General features: G+C 29.3%; 16 protein-coding genes and 1 pseudogene. 14 read left to right on the forward strand and 3 right to left on the reverse strand.

From position 1 onward, the window contains the following. A pseudogene (locus ELQ16_RS05390) lies at positions 1-605 on the forward strand (hypothetical protein); the annotation flags it as partial. Between the two features lie 790 nt (positions 606-1,395). After that, positions 1,396-2,238 carry a site-specific integrase gene (locus ELQ16_RS05395; RefSeq protein WP_279586255.1) on the forward strand — a complete coding sequence of 281 codons (843 nt, stop codon included), beginning with the start codon at positions 1,396-1,398 and terminating at the stop codon, positions 2,236-2,238. Between the two features lie 28 nt (positions 2,239-2,266). Here ELQ16_RS05395 and ELQ16_RS05400 read toward each other — a convergent pair whose 3' ends face one another. From ELQ16_RS05400 to ELQ16_RS10175, 3 genes are read right to left on the reverse strand one after another with little or no spacing between them, the layout of a single operon-like run. Continuing rightward, on the reverse strand, positions 2,267-2,545 hold the full coding sequence (locus tag ELQ16_RS05400; RefSeq protein ID WP_167333027.1) for a helix-turn-helix domain-containing protein: 279 nt from the start codon (positions 2,543-2,545) through the stop codon (positions 2,267-2,269). After that, positions 2,545-3,234, reverse strand: a complete 690-nt coding sequence (locus tag ELQ16_RS05405; protein ID WP_208335068.1) for a hypothetical protein — start codon at positions 3,232-3,234, stop codon at positions 2,545-2,547. Before ELQ16_RS05405 ends, ELQ16_RS05400 begins: the two co-directional genes overlap by 1 nt. Then, positions 3,201-3,476 carry an AAA family ATPase gene (locus tag ELQ16_RS10175; RefSeq protein ID WP_208335069.1) on the reverse strand — a complete coding sequence of 92 codons (276 nt, stop codon included), beginning with the start codon at positions 3,474-3,476 and terminating at the stop codon, positions 3,201-3,203. The genes ELQ16_RS05405 and ELQ16_RS10175 overlap by 34 nt, the downstream gene beginning before the upstream one ends. Before the next feature lie 131 nt (positions 3,477-3,607). Between ELQ16_RS10175 and ELQ16_RS05410 the strand changes: the two genes are divergently transcribed. The 12 genes from ELQ16_RS05410 to ELQ16_RS05465 all read left to right on the forward strand — a co-directional run bounded on the left by ELQ16_RS05410 (position 3,608) and on the right by ELQ16_RS05465 (position 17,518). Continuing rightward, the gene (locus ELQ16_RS05410; RefSeq protein WP_134238547.1) at positions 3,608-4,297 is read left to right on the forward strand and encodes a helix-turn-helix domain-containing protein; all 690 of its coding nucleotides are present in this window, start codon (positions 3,608-3,610) and stop codon (positions 4,295-4,297) included. A gap of 871 nt (positions 4,298-5,168) precedes the next feature. Beyond that, a complete protein-coding gene (locus tag ELQ16_RS05415) occupies positions 5,169-5,852 on the forward strand; it encodes a VWA domain-containing protein (RefSeq protein WP_134238548.1) in 684 nt (227 codons plus the stop codon). A 14-nt stretch (positions 5,853-5,866) separates the two neighbouring features. Beyond that, positions 5,867-6,136, forward strand: a complete 270-nt coding sequence (locus tag ELQ16_RS05420) for a WXG100 family type VII secretion target (RefSeq protein WP_134238549.1) — start codon at positions 5,867-5,869, stop codon at positions 6,134-6,136. After that, positions 6,136-7,104 (forward strand): HNH endonuclease, encoded by a 969-nt coding sequence (locus tag ELQ16_RS05425; protein WP_134238550.1) that lies wholly within the window; start codon positions 6,136-6,138, stop codon positions 7,102-7,104. The genes ELQ16_RS05420 and ELQ16_RS05425 overlap by 1 nt, the downstream gene beginning before the upstream one ends. A 2-nt stretch (positions 7,105-7,106) precedes the next feature. Then, entirely contained in the window at positions 7,107-7,493 is a 387-nt protein-coding gene (locus ELQ16_RS05430; RefSeq protein WP_134238551.1) for an SMI1/KNR4 family protein, read from the forward strand. After that, positions 7,471-7,701, forward strand: coding sequence for a hypothetical protein (locus tag ELQ16_RS05435; protein WP_134238552.1), 231 nt, complete (start codon positions 7,471-7,473; stop codon positions 7,699-7,701). The genes ELQ16_RS05430 and ELQ16_RS05435 overlap by 23 nt, the downstream gene beginning before the upstream one ends. Then, a complete protein-coding gene (locus ELQ16_RS05440) occupies positions 7,695-10,130 on the forward strand; it encodes an FtsK/SpoIIIE domain-containing protein (protein ID WP_134238553.1) in 2,436 nt (811 codons plus the stop codon). Before ELQ16_RS05435 ends, ELQ16_RS05440 begins: the two co-directional genes overlap by 7 nt. Position 10,131: 1 nt before the next feature. After that, on the forward strand, positions 10,132-10,512 hold the full coding sequence (locus ELQ16_RS05445; protein WP_134238554.1) for a hypothetical protein: 381 nt from the start codon (positions 10,132-10,134) through the stop codon (positions 10,510-10,512). Beyond that, positions 10,509-11,180 carry a PP2C family serine/threonine-protein phosphatase gene (locus ELQ16_RS05450; protein WP_243832599.1) on the forward strand — a complete coding sequence of 224 codons (672 nt, stop codon included), beginning with the start codon at positions 10,509-10,511 and terminating at the stop codon, positions 11,178-11,180. The genes ELQ16_RS05445 and ELQ16_RS05450 overlap by 4 nt, the downstream gene beginning before the upstream one ends. Next, entirely contained in the window at positions 11,180-12,529 is a 1,350-nt protein-coding gene (locus ELQ16_RS05455; RefSeq protein ID WP_134238556.1) for a protein kinase domain-containing protein, read from the forward strand. The genes ELQ16_RS05450 and ELQ16_RS05455 overlap by 1 nt, the downstream gene beginning before the upstream one ends. Next, positions 12,519-15,779, forward strand: a complete 3,261-nt coding sequence (locus tag ELQ16_RS05460; protein WP_134238557.1) for an AAA domain-containing protein — start codon at positions 12,519-12,521, stop codon at positions 15,777-15,779. The genes ELQ16_RS05455 and ELQ16_RS05460 overlap by 11 nt, the downstream gene beginning before the upstream one ends. Beyond that, positions 15,776-17,518, forward strand: coding sequence for a hypothetical protein (locus ELQ16_RS05465; protein ID WP_134238558.1), 1,743 nt, complete (start codon positions 15,776-15,778; stop codon positions 17,516-17,518). The genes ELQ16_RS05460 and ELQ16_RS05465 overlap by 4 nt, the downstream gene beginning before the upstream one ends. Positions 17,519-17,524: the final 6 nt, after the last annotated feature.

The following is a 17,524-nucleotide window of genomic DNA, read 5'->3' on the forward strand; positions in this document are numbered from 1 at the left end:
ATGATTCTTATGCATATAGAGATTTAACAGATGGCATACACAAAAACCCTCTTAAAGCTCAAATGCTAAAAGACTTTTCTAAAAATCCTCCTTATGATGAATTTGGTATGTTACCTTTTCTAGATGAACTTATAGGGGTGGATTGGGTGATAGATCCAAATAGGTATCGATTTGCAGAAGACGAAAAAGGAAGAGTTAATGATGCTCTAAAAGATGATGTTGAAAAAGGAACACTCAAAGATCCAAGAGATATAGATTCCACTCCAGAGAGTAGATTGGAATTTGAATATGAATTAGATGCTTATAGAAATGGAATGAAAACTAGATTTGATGGAGATAATCCAAATCATTGGAGTAAAGAGCAAGTAGAGAGATTTAATGATACTTTGATTTTATGTGCCAAACTCGCAGCCCTAACTCCTCCTCAAGGCTATACTAATGCACCTTATTATTACTCTCCCGAAAGATTAGAGTTTATTTACAAAAATCATAATTTAGATAGGCTTCTTGATCCAAGAATCCCTGCTATACATAGATATAATTTCCCGAAAGAACTTAGAGCTAAAATTTTAAAATTTGGTGAAGATAGGGGTATTAGAGATTGATTTATAAATCAATCTTTGGGATGAGAGGGATATTAAAGATTAAGCATTATAGATTAGTTACAGAATTAATTCTAATGGTTTGTCTTTTTATGTCTAAATAGCTAAAATTCTAAACAAAACCATAGCTTTTTTTACTATTATTTTTTTATTGCCTGTGAGATTAAAGCAGATAAATAAAATTATTGTATATTTTATCGGTAGTCTTTAAATAGCCCTTGTTTAAGAATAGTAATTGAAATGGTGCCCAAGGTCGGACTCGAACCGACACAAGGTTGCCCTTACCAGATTTTGAGCCTAATGCGTTTTATTATCATATTTTATCAAAGTATTGAAAAATAGGTGTTTTGTTGTTTAAGTTTATCTTAAAAATAGTATTATTTTATACCATTTTGAGAAAAAAACCGCTACCAAAACCGCTACCACTAAAATCCATTTGAGATACCATTTTTAGTATATTTTTAATTTTATATTATGTAAAAAATAATAAAATTTTCTGCGTAAATTAAAAGCAAAAAAGGAATATCTTGAAAAATCTAGTAAAAATAAAAGAATACAAGGGTATATATTTTATAGACAAAGATAAGAAATTGGAGGATATAAAAGAAATTAGCTTAGTAGAATTATAAAGAAGATTAACTATACCATACGAATTAGCTATAAGATATTATGAAGGAAAAAAATCAAGTTATGAGATATTTCCTATTTTAAATAACACCCAGACTCTTAAAAAGAATTGTGAGTTAATTGCCTTGCAAAGAAATTTAAAATTAAAGAACCTAAACTAAATGAAGTGTTTGAAGAATGGATTAGTATGCGAAAAAATACTATTTCTAAAAAACATTATGAGGTAACCATATTTTCATATAATGCATATATAAAAGATGTTATAGGAAACATCAAAATAAAACAAGTCAAATTAAAAGATATGCAAAATATTGTCAATAAAATGATTGATCAAGGCAAATCTCCAAGAACAACAAAAACAATAAAAGATATACTTTCTCTAGTATTTGAATTTGCTATTAAAAATGATTATATAGAAAAAAATATAGCAAGAGAAATAGAGATACAAAAATTTGATAACAAAAGATATTTTACTATTGATGATGAGGATAGAAATGCTCTTTATAAAGCTATTATTAATTATGAAAATTTAATGATAAGAGCCATGTTTATATTTCTTTTACATGGAAGAAGAAAAAGTGAAGTTCTTACATTAAAATGGGACAATATTGACTTTGCTAATAAAATTTATTTTTTACCTTCAAACCAAAACAAATCAAGGAAAAACTTACAATTTCCGTTAAGTTCTTTACAAATAGAAACTTTAAAAAACATCGGAGTAAAAAATAAAGGATATATTTTTATCAAAGAAGATGGAAACCCTTATAAAGATATAAGATGGCATTGGGATAAAATAAATCAAAAATTAAAAACTCCTATTAGATTGCATGACTTAAGACATTTAATAGGATATATAGATATTAATATGGGTATATCTTTAGAAGCCATTGGAGAAACATTAGGACATTCAAGCATAGGAGTTACAAAAAGATATGCAAATATTAAAAATGAAACTATTAATAATACTCTAAATACTATTTTTAGTAATTTTAAAACTGAAAAACATTAATTTACAATGGTTTTTTAGTTAAGTGTGATTAAAATTTTAAACTATTTTTAGAGCTATTAAGTTTTAAATATTCATCAAGATCATCTTTTTTAAAAACAAGTTTTTTGCCAATTTTACAAAAAGGAACTTTTCCTAAATTACAATCCTTGTAAAGTTTTGAAGTGCTTATTTTTAAATAATTTGAAGCCTGTTGTACATTTAAATTTTCATCAGTTTTATTTTTAATTAATTCATTTTCTTTTAAAATTTTTTTAAAAATATCTTCAAGATCACTAGCTTTGCAAATTACTATATTATCCATATCCATTATTTTTCCTCATTTTTATTTTTTCTAAGATAATAATAAATAGAATTATTGTCACAAGATTCTTGTTTCATACACCATTTTCCTTTTTTTGCATATTCTTGCAAAAGTTTTCTTGCCTTTTCACGACCAACATATCTTTTGCAATTTCTTAAGACCAATTTAATCAATTCACTTTGATTAATTTTGCCCATTTTTAAAATTTCTAATGTTGTCTTAATAAATTCTAATTCATAGCAACTAAGTTCTGCTTCGTTAAATTCAATCTCTTCTGTTATTCTTAAATTTTTAACTCTAAAAGCTCTATTTTTAAAAAGAGGGTATCGTCCCATTTTCTCATACATTAGTAAAATAGACTCTTTTTCTTTGCTATAAACACATCTAATAGTATAATCAGAATAATCTATAATTTGCTGAGAATCAGCAAAAACTCCATTTTTGTTCAAATGATGTATAAAAAGCACAGTCCCACCTTTTTTTCGAATTATTTTCTCTTTTGAAAATAAATAATTTGGATCAATAAATCTTCCTATTTTTCTAGTGACACAATTTAAAGAATCAACAATTATAAATACCTTAAAAGTATCTTGCATACTCAAAATCTCATCGTATATTTTTTCAAGATAAATATATTTTTCATTACAACAAGTAAGATCAGCTACATAAAAACGATTTTCATACAGATCAAGCATTTCCTTAAAACCGTATTTTTGAGATTTGCAATACCCATGTCCGCATTAATATAAAATACTCTGGCATGGTTATTTTTTTCTAAAATTATTTTACACAAGTATAAAGAAATAGTTGTTTTTCCACTACCACTAGCACCATATAAAACACCTATAGACTCGCTAGGTATAGTAGAATTTAGCAACCACTCATCCTCATTTGAACTAAAATCACTTTTTTGTATAAATATTGTATTTAATAACATCATGTCTCTTTTATAATTTATTATGATATAATATATCATATTTTATTATTAAATTTCAATTAAGTGATAAAAAGATAATTTATATCATATTAAGTAATATTATTTTAAAATTATAAAAATGGAGTTGTAAAATGTTTGGAAGAAATCTAAAAAAAATAAGAAAAGCAAGTGGTTTAACTCAATTAGAACTATCAAAAATGCTAAATACAACACAAAGAACGATTAGTCTTTGGGAAACAGGAAATTTTGAGCCACCGCTTAATACAATTTTGCTTTTGTGTGATATTTTTAAAGTTACCCCAAATGATTTATTACTAGAGGGGTGCTATGATGATGATAATGAATATCTTGCACATCATATTGTAAGATTAACAAAAGAACTTAATTGCAGAACTTATACAAAAAGATTATTTAATCATATTTTACGTAGACTAGAGTTAGAAAAACTTACATCACATCTGCAAAAATTTAAAGGTGATTCTTTTGCTAAAAAATTAGCTCATTCTTGGACTGGGAAAGGTGAAAGAATGTTCTTGGTTTTTTATTATTTTATTGAATATTTAGAAAAACATAATATTAACGAAAACAATATTGATAAAAATCTTTTTTTGAAACTCTTAAATGATTTTAATCTATCTAAAGATAATACAAATACCATTCATTGTTTTATTTTAAAAGAAAAAGATAAGAGAAATCTTATAGAATGGGTTGAAAAAGAAATGCAAGAATTTGAAATAAAAGTTTTGGTGGCGATGTTAAAAGATGAAATTAAGACACTGATTAAAAAAGAAATAAATATGCTGAATAAATTACTAGTGTAGTATATTTTATAGCTTTGATTATAAGTTAATATGTAATTATTTCTATCGCTATTATATATCATATGATTGCAAGAAAAAAGGGGAGGGTGTAATTATCGCACTATGCAGGTGTAGATTCTAATGTAAATTCAAATGGATTGTTCGGATAAACAAAATACAATTATCATGATCCAAGAGGTGTTATGACTGATCACAATAAAGCTATAGATGATTTAAATTCTAGAATAAATGGCTTTAATTGAACAAGAAATGCACCTAATGATGCTAAATCAGAAGAATTATCTAGTGGAATTCAAAAAGTAGCAAGTGCAACTGAATTTAAAACAGGAACTGTTCTTGATGAAAGAAATAATAAGATTGATTATGCTAGTGTACAAAAAAGATATTAAAGATGAAAAAGATAGGAGTAGGGAATTAAGAGGTTTTTTAAATGGGGATAAAAATATGTGCATTCTCTCATAGCTTTTTGTATTTCTTTTTGGGGTAATTTTACCATAGTATTTTTCTTTTTTTATTGTTTAAATTTATTTGATTGTTATATTTTTCTGATGTAATAATTTAAAAAAATTAATTAGGATTTGTTAATGTATATTTTTACTAGTTTTTTAAAATATTTAATGAACATTATTGTTTAATTTATTATTACATGTATTTTATTATTTGTATTTTTAAACTTTAAAAGCTATATATATTAATCAGCAAATAAAATTATCTTTAATATGTATACTATTTTGTGATATTTTATTATATAAATATTTTTCACATATTCTTAACAAAAATAAAGACGGTAAATGCTTCTAAAATGTTTTTAAGAAAATGCAAAGTATAATAAATGATGTAAAATTAAACATAAAATTTCTAGGAGTATTAGATGTTTGATCCCTCCAAATTTGCCGTTAACTCCCCAAAATCCATTCCAGTGTTATTGTTACTTGATGTAAGTGCTTCCATGACAGAGTTTTGCGGAAATAATGATAATATACGCAAAATAAAAGCTCTAAATAACGCCTTAATAGAAATGATAGAGGGATTTAGGAAAGCCCAAACATTAGAGACTTTTATTAAAGTCGGTATTATTACTTTTGGTAGCAATGTATCTCTACATACACCACTTACTCCTATTGGTGATTTATCAGAGTTGCCATTATTATTTGCTGATGGCATGACGCCACTTGGTGGTGCTTTATCTATGGCAAAGGAAATAGTGGAAGACAAAAGTATTTTTTTGAGCAAAGATTACCGTCCTGTTATTATACTCTTAAGCGATGGGGAGCCAAATGATGAATGGGAAAGCCCTTTGCAACAATTTATAGGTAATGGACGAAGCTCTAAATGCGATCGTTTAGCAATAGCTTTTGGAAAAGATGCAAATAAAAATATGTTAAAGTATTTTATCGATGGATGTGAAAATGATTTGTTCTATGCTGAGGATGCATCTGCATTATATAAAGTATTTAAAAAAATTACTATGTCAGTTAGCACAAGGGTAACACAAAAAGATAAAAATCAGGTTTTCAAAATCGATGTAAATTTGGATGATCCAACTACTTATTAATGGAGGAATAAACTATGGCAATGGTACATAATAACCCGGATTCAATGGAAAGATTTGCTAATGACTTGAGACGATTTATTGATGAAATACAAAATGCTTTAAATTCGTTAAATGGTGCTTATGTTGCGCTTGGTGAAGATTGGCAAGATAATAAAAGAGTTGAGTTTGATGAAAATATGATAGGAATTTCTCATTCTATCAGTAGATTTAGCAATTATGCTGACGAATCCATTCATTACATTTTACGTAAAGCGACTGAATTGAGACAATATCAAGGTAGCTGATGGTATCCGTAAAAGATGTGTCAGCCTTACATGACACTTGTGTTAGGGCGGATGGTATAGTACAAGATATACACGAAGGCAGTAAAACACTTAAAAATACAATGCAAAACGTTACGAAAGCTAAACTTACCGCAGAGGAAATGCATTCCACTGCTTTGGTTGCTGATGCTATAACAAAAGTAGTTACTTTGAAAGCAGAGGTTGCAACATTAACAGCTGGATTACCTCAAACCGCCGGAGCACTTGCTGTTGCGCAGATACAATTACAAACAGCTTTAGAGAATTTAACCTTAATGGAACAAAGACTTTCTTTAGTATGTGAATTAAATAGTGAATTTATGATATTTTGCGAAGAAAATGTAGACAAGCTTGATATTTATATAGAGCATTTTAGTAGCATAGTGAATTTATTAAATGCTAGGATAAATCACGCTGTAGATGCTTTAGAGATCTATCTTTTTGATGCTAATATTAGACAAGACCATATTGAATTTATGAGGCAAAAATCACAATATTTTGAATACCAAAAGATGCTCTATACTATGAATAAGACAGGTATAAAGGATGTGGAGGATGCATATATAGAAAAGTTAAATGCCAAAAAAAATACTTTTATCACATCGAAAAATGCAAGCGAATTGGATGTAAAAATAAGCAAATATAATATGCCAGAATTTGAAGCTAACTTTGAGACAAAAGTTGCTATAAGTGATTTCAATAAAGAGCGATACGTTCATGATAAAATGGCTAACATGCGTTTAAAAGAAGCAATTACAAAGAATGATAGCCTGAAAAATAAATTTAGTCCAAGACAATTAGAACAAATAGAAAATGGTATAACACCTGATGGATATACATGGCATCACGATGGCAATCCACCACCCGGTCGTTTGCAGTTAGTAGACACTTCTTTACATAATGCTGTACGACATACAGGTGGATATAGTTTGTGGTGTGAGAGAGAATAAAGATGAGATTTTTGTTTGTAGAGCATTTTGAAATAAAAGATATATCAGATCTAAAACTAAAGCAGGAGATAATTGATTTTTTAATCAAAAATAACGCTGGGACCCCTAAAAATAGAGAGTTGCGTATCGATGGAAAAATATATATTTTTAATAATGTTTTAAATTTCAATCCAAATTCAAAATATGAAAATGTAAGAGATTATATAAAGAATTTAAAAGATATACTTGATAACGAGATACCTTTTGGCAGGGATGGCTTTGGTAATATTTATTTGGTAGATTTAAACTTGTGTTTAGTTAGATTCTATGAACATGAAAGTGGCAATAAAATCGAACTATTGCCATTTAATTCTTTTATAAAGTTGTTTGGGGTGGATGATGATATTTGAAGCAATTTTAAGCAATATTTATTCTCTAAATAATACATTTAATGACAATGTTAATGATGAATTTGGTGCAGATATACTTACAAATGAGATGGCGGATATGATACGAATAGGTACGGAATTATGTGAGACTGAAGCAAATATTTATAACAAAATCAGGGAAGTGGATTCCAGATTGCAAGAAATTCAATCTATGAGACCATTATGTTAAATATATTAGCAAAAATTAATGTTTTGATACGAAGCTATGAATTTAATAAGGAGTTAATAAATAGTGAAGGTGCAGATACAAAAAGACTAAAGAACATAAAGAAAAGATTTGATGAGCAAGCAAAGCAACTCTTTGATGATTTAAGCAAAGCAATCAAAAAAGAGCGTGGCAAGCAAGAACATTTTTCTAATATCACCTTGCGTAAAAATGGAATATTTGAAAAATATATTTTGCTAGGGCAAAATACAATTAATTGTAAAGAAATTGAATTATCTGACAATAAAATTCCTGTCCGCCATAATTTTTTATTTCCCAAAGGATTTTTTAGTAGCGATTTTGAAATTAGTGAGTATTTTACCACACTTTTATTGCTGAGATTACTAAGTATTACGCCGCTTAATAAATTACAACTTATTTTAATTGATACGAATAGCCTGGGGAAACGATTTAGGCGTTTAAGACTTATTCTAAATAATGATTTTGTTTATAATCAACGTATTTTAACCTACTCAAAAGAAATCACACAGGCACTTAGGGAGTTGGCTGATTATATGGAGAGCGTGTTGCAAAATCAATTAGCAAATTATGAGAGTTGGGAAGAATTTAATGAATATAACCCTAAGACTTTATTGCCACTGAAAGTGCTAGTTATCTTTGGCTTTGATGATGAATTTAATAATGAATCTACATTATATCTAAACCGCATTGTAAAATTTGGTATTGAATGTGGAATATTACCTATTGTTATAGGGCGTTGTGAGATAGAAGACGAAAGAGACAAAAACAAAGGGGAGCTGATTAATCAGTTAAAAGAGCTAAGCGATATTAAAATGTTTCTTGATAGCACCTATGATGGCCTAGAATCATTACACCTTGCTCCTCACAGAGAAAAATTACCAAGCGAACGGGATTTAAATAAATTTTTAGAATCTATAAACTCATTTTACAGAGAAGATTCACAAATCAAATACGATATTAGCGACTTATTAAATGAAAATGAATTTTGGAATAAAAAAAGTATAAATGGTGTTAAAATTCCCATAGCAAAGGATATGAATGAAAAAGTTATTTATTTTGAAATAGGAGCGATTGATTCAGAACATCACACATTAATAGGTGGTAGGAGTGGTAGTGGTAAATCAAATTTGCTTCACGCAATGATCATCTCATTGTGCTTTTACTATCCACCAGATGAGCTAGAGCTATTTTTACTGGATTATAAAGAAGGTGTGGAATTTAATATTTATACAAATCCTGTGCTTAATCACGCTTCGTTAGTGGCTACTCATAGTGATATACAATATGGTGTTAGCTTTTTAGAATATATTATTGAGGTAAAAAACAAAAGAGCAGATTTGTTTAAAAAAGCAGGTGTGAAAGACTTCAAAGAATACAGAGAAAAAACAAGGGAAAATCTCGCGAGGATGCTCATTATTATAGATGAATTCCAAGTGTTATTAAGCGATAAAAAAGCAATGTATATTCAAAAGCTTTTTGTAGAAATTCTGCGTAAAGGTAGAAGCTATGGGATACATTTGATTTTAAGCACACAAAGTTTGCGTGGAATGCAGGTAGATATAAACGAGATGAAAGGACAAATAGGCAATAGAATGGCTTTAGTGATGGGACTAGAAGATTCACATAATATACTAAATAGCAATAATGATGCGGCTGCAAATCTAAAAGGTAAGCCTTATGGTGTCTTTAACTTTTGTGCGGGAGTAAAAGAGGAGAATATCTTAGTCCGTATCCCTTTTGCTAGTGAGTCTGCATTAAAACAAGAGTTAGAAAAAATGGTTGCGAAAAACCAAAAAAATAATAATAAAGTCTATGATGGTGACAAAGAAATTTATATGCCACAAACCTTTAATAATCAACCCCACATTTTAACATTTGGCGTAATTAATAATTATGCTGAAGATAATTTGGAGATAAATCTAAATCGTGGGCGACATATCGCAATATGTACGAGAGAGAAAAAGTGTGATATGCTAAGAGTAGTCGCGCAAAATTTAAAAGATAGAAATGTGTATTTTGTAAAAAATTTAGAATTCTTTAAAGATTTAGATAATATACAAAATAATAGTTTTGTTGTGATCGAAAAGTATGATGATATAAAAGATTTTATACTGTCTGCGTATGAGTGTAACATGAATGAAAATACGAGGAACTTTAAAGCGTTTATGGAACAAAGTGAGAGTAAAAATATTTCTATAATATTATTTATAGAGAAAGTTCAAGTATTGAATGGTAATAAAATATATGATTTTATAGATCATTTTATAGCTTTAAATGCTGGAGCCGGTGTGAAGCATATATTAAAAGATGAAGGTGCTTTATCTATCGCACTTGATGCTTGGTATCATAAGGAGTTTTATTATAATAAATGCTATGGAGACATAGTAGAATTTAAACCTTTTAGGTGCTAAAATGCTTAATGTATATATTGATAATAGTGGCTCTATGTACGAGATGGATAAAATTGAGGTGGCTAAATATGTGGCATATGCTATTTCAAATGCTACTTTTTATCTCTTAAATGGTAATCAAATAAGATTAGATTTTATAGCTTTAGATAATGATAATAATCTATGCATTGAGGCAGAGGGGAGAAAGATTTTGCTTAGCGATGGATTATTTAATTGTGATGAAAAAAAATTTGACATAGCACTTGCTATAGGGCTTGATGCAGATATTGAAGCATTAAAAAAGATGGCAGATACAGTTTATACAATAGATAATATTATGTCGTTTTTAGACTCCGTAAATATGAATTTATCAACTGATGATGAGGATAACTCTTGGGAATGATGTTTAATGGCTTTGGTATAAGCGTCAAAGGCAAAAATAAGATTTTAAATCAAGATTATTGTTTATTACGTCATTTCAAAAATGCATGTCTAATGGTTGTGTGTGATGGGTTGGGCTCTAAGAAATTTTCACATATAGGGGCTAAATATTTAGCAAAAAGTCTTACTACCATATTAAGAAAAAAGCAATTTGATTTTGATGACTTGGTTAACAGCGAATCTATATTACTTAATCTTTGGCAAAAATATATTAACAAGCAAGGTTTAAACATAAAGGATTGTTCGACTACGCTTTTGTGTGCGATAATAAGCGAAAAATACGCATATTTTGGTAGAGTTGGTGATGGTATGATTGTAGTTTTTGCTGATACGACATATATTCTAGAAGATAATGGCGAGTTTAGCAATGTTACTACACCTTTTGGTTCTCAAAAAATGAAATGGTTGCAACTAGATTCATCTAATATTAAAGCTATAGGTTTATGTAGTGATGGCATTAGTGAAATCATAGATTCGCAACATACAAAAACATTTTTTAGTGAGTATATAAGCGAATATAAAAGAATGGATTCACACACAAGAAGAACAGAAATAAGAGCTTGGTTAAATAATTTTAATAATAAAGGTTTCTGTGATGATAAAAGTATCGTAGTGGCTTGGAGAATGTGATGAAAGTGCGAAATAAAAAAACACGAGACAAAACAGTGTTAGATATAAATAAATATCAGCATATCTACAATGAGGAAAAAGATTTATTAGGAGAGGGTGGACAAGGTGCTGTGTATAGGACAAGAGATGGTGACACAGCATTAAAAATAGACAATGGAAGCGAATCGTTAGAGGATTTTCAAGCCAAAATGGAGCGACTTATTTATAAGCCATTCTTACATTTAGATATTATCACCCCTCTTGTTTTACTTAAAGAACAAAAGGGCTATGTTATGAAGCTTTTAGATAATTTTAAGCCACTTATAACTCTTACTCCCAACGGTGTGAAACCAGATGATTTTAGAGAGGAGGAAATACCATTCTTTTTACAAGAAATGTTTAAATCCAACCGCATTTGGGCGTGTAAAATCACTCACTATAAAAATACCGGTGGACTTAGAATGCGTTTATTCATCCTAAAACACATAGCTTGTATCTTAAGCGATCTACACTTAAAAGGGATGGTGTATTGTGATTTATCGCCTAATAATATTTTTATAAGCGATAGTCAAATGCCATTAATAAAATTTATAGACGCAGATAACATAGAATATCAAAGCAAAGTTAAAAGTAGCGTTTATACCCCTAATTATGAAATACCAGAAATCGATAAAGGCGGTAATAACTCAGTGTATAGTGATATTTACGCCTTTGGTATTTTGGCTTTTTATCTTCTTAGTATGGTGTATCCATTTGTTAAAAATGAGAGTGATTGGGATAGTGATAATAATCAATCTAAAAAGATATGGGAAGAAGACTGGATAGACAGTGAGCACTTTAGCAGTGAATACACTGAAGGATTAAGAGGGATTTTAAGCATAGAGCCATTAAAAGATTTATTTAGTGCGACTTTTGAAGAAGCCAAATTAACACCACACAAAAGACCTATTATGCCATTATGGATAAAAGCGATAGAAAATGCACTCAATGATACACTTAAATGTCCTAAATGTGAAATGAGCTATTATGATAGCTATGTTGAAAGCTGTCCATATTGTGGTGAAGTTAAGCCCTTAAGAGTAATGATTGAAGCCAAAAAGGCAAGATTTGTACATGAGTTAGATTCACAAGTGGAAGTGCCTTTAAGTTTAATAGAAGCAATACAACTAAGTGGCAACACACAAGAGACACTATTTTCCATAAAAAAAGACAAAAATAACGTGATTATAGAAAAGAAATGTGACAAAAAAATGAGAATTAGCGATAGAGAGATTTTTAGGCAATATAAACGACCTATTGACGAATTTCATTATGTAACAATAGAAGTGGATGCTTACAGTATGACACTAAGGATAGGCAATGAAATTTGATGGGATAAAAACCGATAGAACGTTTATAAAACAAGTAGAGATAGATAACGATAAAGTAAAAGTAGAATTATTAGGAATCTTACATAGCGTGGATTCTATGGAGCTTGATGGAGTAAATGAAACAATAAAGTTCAGATACATAGACACATACAACGAAATAGAGTTAGAGTTTAAACGAAGCTCCAATGCAATAGTAAAAGTATTAAAAGTAAAAAATAAAATAGCAACCATCAAAATCATTATCTTTGCTATGCAATTAAGATGTATTTATGAAAAATTGTATATTAAACTAGATGAGAGGCTATTAAACAAACAATTGAAAGAAAATGATTTCTTAATCACAATTAATGCGCAAAATTATATCGCCGTTGCTAGTGGCAATAATGCAAAAGACACATTATTTTTATACGAGTCACAAAAGATTCAGAATGATATAAATAAATTACAACGAACCATAGAAAAAGATATAGAAAATAAAGTAGAGTTAGAACAAAAAATACAAGACTTAGAACACCAGAAACAAAATATACAAGTTGATGAGATTGCTTTTACATTATTAAGTGATACTAAACAATTAGCTATAGAACGATTAAATATGACAGACGATAGGATCATTTATAAAGCTACGAAACTTATGGAAAAAACACAAAAAGAGATAGCAGGGCTACGATTAATAAGGCTAAAAGAGCCGTTTGAGTTTAAAGATGGTAGTGTAAGGGCTAGTATAAAAGATGCGCTAGAAGATGGTGATTTGGTTTCTACTTATTTGGATATTTGGGATAAATATGCAATAAAAGAAGGAGATTTTTTACTAAAAAAAGCAAGAGATATAGGCGAGATAGAAATAAAAGAAGCAGATAGATTTAGGTTAAAAGTGGAGATTGATTTAAGAGGCAAGATGAGCGAGAATGATTTTATATGTATTATGGAAAATACACCACCATATCTCGAGAATAAAGAAATAGATTTTAAAACTTATATACAAGAAAACATCACGCAAGAAAAGCTGAAGGGAAAAAATGAATCTAATAAAATACAGACATATAAAATAGAGAGAATAACAAGTGAAAGTATAGAACTAGAAAAGCAAGACAACATGAATTTAGAAGATTTAAAAGGTAAGAAATTTAGCTTGAGTATTTTTGGCGACTTTGTAGCGTTGAAGAGAAAATATAAAGCAAGACAGAGAATGTTAGAAGGAAAAAGCGCCAATCCTATACTACCCATGATTTTTGCAAGTGAAGTGAGTGAAAATCTAAAACAAATACTAAATGAACAGCAAAAAAATACCTATCCACCATTAAGTGATAGTGTTGAACAAAAGATTTTTAAGACTAAGCCTACCGAAAATCAAATAGAAGCTATTAGGATGGCTATAAACACAAAAGATATAGCTATTATACAAGGACCGCCAGGCACAGGAAAAACCACTATACTAAATGCCATCATAGAAAGACTAAATGAGTTAATCGATATGGATTTGAATAAAAGGGGTAGTATTTTTATAGGTGGATTTCAACATACCGCAGTAGAAAATTTGATACAAAGGATGAATTTGAATGGAATCCCTACGCCAAAGTATGGCAAAAAAACAAATGAAATAGATAGTTTAGAGAATTATGATTATATAATGGAATGGAGTAGAAAAATAGCAAATAATATCATTGTTAAAGAAGATTCAAAATCTATTAAGGAATTTAAAGAATTGGCTGCAAATTATTGCAAAAGACCAAACCAAAGCAAACAAAAAGAAATTTTACAAAAAATTATTAACACAAAAGAATTAAAATTAAAAGAATGTAGAGATATAGCTAGATATTTATTAGATATAAATAACACAAACAAAATAGAGAATGATCTATCACTTATTTATGCTATCAGAAGTAATGAGTTGAGTTTTCAGGATGATGGTATTGATAGAAATTATGATTTGCTTGAAAGTGAATTTAGGGAGTTGTTAACAGATAAGGAAAAACAGATTCTCAAAAATAAATTTTTTTGCCAGGACTTAATAAAATTAAAAAATGATTTGATTAGGCGATTTACCCCTAAACCCAAGTTCGAAAAAGAAAAACCCAATAGCGAAGTATTGGATTTGATAGAAAAAGTAATAAACGTGTTTAATAATTTAAGCATAGAATCTAGAATTAATGTTGTTTTGGCAGAATTTAAACAAAAATTACAGAGCAATCCCTTTGCACTAAAGAATATGTTGAAAGATTATAGCATAGCTTTTAGTGCAACTATTGGACAAAGCTCAGGCAAGGAGGTTTTAGATGCAAAAGGTGTACAAGAAAACAATGAACAATATAGCTATGATACGGTTATTATTGATGAAGCCGCTATGGTTAATCCGCTAGATTTGTTTTTGGTTTTAGTTTTAGCAAAACATCGCATTATTCTCGTTGGTGATCACAGACAATTACCACATATGTTTCATGAACAGGTTTTAAAAGAGATGGAAGATGACACGAAAGAAGGTGATAGTATCGAATCTGAGTTGCTCAAAGAAAGTATGTTTGGTTTTTTAAAAGTAAGAGCTCAAGAGCTAGAGAAGATAGATGGGGTTAAGCGATTTATCACACTCAACAATCAATTCAGAACACATCCACTTTTAGGACATTTGGTAAGCAATATATTTTATAAAGAGCATAATGAAGGATATGAATCTCCACGCCCAGAAAGTGATTTTAGCCACAAACTCAAAGACATTGAAGATATTCCAGCAGTATGGATCAATTTATCAAAAGATATGGGTATAGATTCTAAAAACGGTACAAGTAGAATGCGAAAATGTGAAATTGATATGATAGAATCTAAACTTGTAGAATATATGAGCAGCGAAGCGGGGTCAGGATTAAGCTATGGAATTATTAGTTTTTATAGGGCTCAAACTGATGCAATTAAGGATAGAATAGAAAAGTTGAAACAAAATTTAAATTCTATCACGATAAAAGAAGCATTGGAAAAAGTTAAAATCGGTTCAGTAGATCAGTTCCAGGGTAATGAATTTGATATTGTTTTTCTATCGACTGTGCGTAGTGGAAATATTAATAATAATCTATCGCCGCAAAAAGCTTTTGGCTTTTTGGCAGTACCAAATAGACTATGTGTTGCTATGAGTAGACAAAAAAAATGTCTCATCGCAGTAGGAGATATGGCATATTTTAAAAGCAATTTAGCTAAGCAATATGTTAGGGGGATGTATGAATTTGCCTCACTTTGTGAAACTAAGGGGCGTGTATTATGAAAATTTTAAGCCGTGAGAATCATAGACAAGGGGGCAAACATGTATTGATCCCTTGCTATCTATATGAAATAGTTGCAAACAAATCTTATGATGGTAATAATATTTTAGAAGAAGCGGTAGCAAAAATCATAGAAATAGATCCATATTACAACAACAATATAGAAAAACTAGCGGAAATCTTGGGGCTAAAGAATAATAATGATATAGATTACAGGGCATTATTAAAATTAGTTCTCAATAAAATTAACAACCCAACAACACAAGAATTACGAGAAGAAATTGTGCAATACCAAATTTATCAGGAGAGAATAAGCGGTGAAGTATTGAACATTGTAACACAAGATGTGGATCGGTTTATTGAATCTAGTGGTGGCAATAAAAGTAAAAATGAGATTTTATTTGAAAGAGATGGAAAAAATTTTAAAGCAAGGGTTATATATCCACCTATATCTAGTGGTATATCTATACCCACACTAGATCAAGTGTTTAAGGCAGTTGCTATGCACAATAAAAATAATGATTTTAAAATAAGCGAAAATTTAGATCTGGAAATACCAAAACATAAGGAAGGGATCTATTTGCATTGTCAAATAGTATTAGATGAAAATCGTAAATTTAATATAACAAATGGGTTTAATGCAGCTTCTAGTTTGCAGCTAGAGAGTATATTAAATAATCATTGTGGAGATTTATTAAAAAACTTAAGAGCAGAAAATCATATAGATGAAAAGCAAGAGAATAATTACAAACAAAATTATGGGGATTTAAGAGATGTGGTAGCTTATAATTTACAGAGATTTGCTAAAGAGAATAAATGTCAATATCTATATAATGCTTATGAAAAATATTTTGCATATTTGGTGCAAAAAAATGACTATACAATGTATATCTCTCTAAACAAACCTGAATTCATAAAAGATTGTGCAGAGCAAATGGGCTTTACAATCAATCAAACGAGATTATTATTTATAAATGACAATGGAGATAATCTAAAATCATATTTAGCAAAATTATTATTTCATAAAGATGCAACATTAAACAGATTTACTAAAAAGCCTGAGTTTTTAAATCTTTTATTTATGTTGCACAATGACAGAAATACAGCCTTGCATGGTGGAGGTATAGAGAAGAATAATAAGCCAATGGATATAAAAGAACTTAATATATTAAAAGAGCTTTTGGAATCTATAAGCAATATCAATACAGAAGAAGGCAAAGAAACGAGATCGCATAATGGCATGATTTTATTAGAGCAAGAAGTACCTAGGAAAGTTTTAAATAGATTAAGCGATGATAATATAGAAGCCTTAGCTGAAACATTTAGGGCTTTAGAAGCATGCAAAGATAATCAAGATCTAAGCCTAGATGTATTCGGTGATATTGCACATGGGCTTTATAAAGTATGTGAAAGTGTAATGCGTCAATACATACAAATACATAAAGCATCTATAAGAGAAATGGATATAGAAAAGACTAGAAAGACGGAATGGTTAAGTAAGGTTGGAGAACATCATATAAAAAAAGCAAAACAGGGTGAAAATGCTACACTCGGAGCATATGCAGTAATATATCTATCTATCAATCAAGATGAGGACTTGCTATATGTAAAGCAACTTTTAGAGTTAAGGGCGCATGCTAATCCTACAATAGAAGATATCAAAAAAACAAGCGTAGATGAGCTGAAAAAGCTACATGAAAACATTATTAACTTTATCGTTAAGATTATTTATCACATTTGAAGGAGA

Origin of the sequence: Campylobacter sp. US33a, assembly GCF_004378855.1 — a bacterium.
Classification (GTDB): Bacteria; Campylobacterota; Campylobacteria; order Campylobacterales; family Campylobacteraceae; genus Campylobacter_D.

What these genes read in the sequence shown, in the direction of transcription:
- ELQ16_RS05400 (WP_167333027.1), bottom strand. Translation starts at nt 2,545, where the DNA reads ATGGATATGGATAATATAGTAATTTGCAAAGCTAGTGATCTTGAAGAT.
- ELQ16_RS05405 (WP_208335068.1), bottom strand. Translation starts at nt 3,234, where the DNA reads ATGCTTGATCTGTATGAAAATCGTTTTTATGTAGCTGATCTTACTTGT.
- ELQ16_RS10175 (WP_208335069.1), bottom strand. Translation starts at nt 3,476, where the DNA reads ATGTTATTAAATACAATATTTATACAAAAAAGTGATTTTAGTTCAAAT.
- ELQ16_RS05410 (WP_134238547.1), top strand. Translation starts at nt 3,608, where the DNA reads ATGTTTGGAAGAAATCTAAAAAAAATAAGAAAAGCAAGTGGTTTAACT.
- ELQ16_RS05415 (WP_134238548.1), top strand. Translation starts at nt 5,169, where the DNA reads ATGTTTGATCCCTCCAAATTTGCCGTTAACTCCCCAAAATCCATTCCA.
- ELQ16_RS05420 (WP_134238549.1), top strand. Translation starts at nt 5,867, where the DNA reads ATGGCAATGGTACATAATAACCCGGATTCAATGGAAAGATTTGCTAAT.
- ELQ16_RS05425 (WP_134238550.1), top strand. Translation starts at nt 6,136, where the DNA reads ATGGTATCCGTAAAAGATGTGTCAGCCTTACATGACACTTGTGTTAGG.
- ELQ16_RS05430 (WP_134238551.1), top strand. Translation starts at nt 7,107, where the DNA reads ATGAGATTTTTGTTTGTAGAGCATTTTGAAATAAAAGATATATCAGAT.
- ELQ16_RS05440 (WP_134238553.1), top strand. Translation starts at nt 7,695, where the DNA reads ATGTTAAATATATTAGCAAAAATTAATGTTTTGATACGAAGCTATGAA.
- ELQ16_RS05445 (WP_134238554.1), top strand. Translation starts at nt 10,132, where the DNA reads ATGCTTAATGTATATATTGATAATAGTGGCTCTATGTACGAGATGGAT.
- ELQ16_RS05450 (WP_243832599.1), top strand. Translation starts at nt 10,509, where the DNA reads ATGATGTTTAATGGCTTTGGTATAAGCGTCAAAGGCAAAAATAAGATT.
- ELQ16_RS05455 (WP_134238556.1), top strand. Translation starts at nt 11,180, where the DNA reads ATGAAAGTGCGAAATAAAAAAACACGAGACAAAACAGTGTTAGATATA.
- ELQ16_RS05460 (WP_134238557.1), top strand. Translation starts at nt 12,519, where the DNA reads ATGAAATTTGATGGGATAAAAACCGATAGAACGTTTATAAAACAAGTA.
- ELQ16_RS05465 (WP_134238558.1), top strand. Translation starts at nt 15,776, where the DNA reads ATGAAAATTTTAAGCCGTGAGAATCATAGACAAGGGGGCAAACATGTA.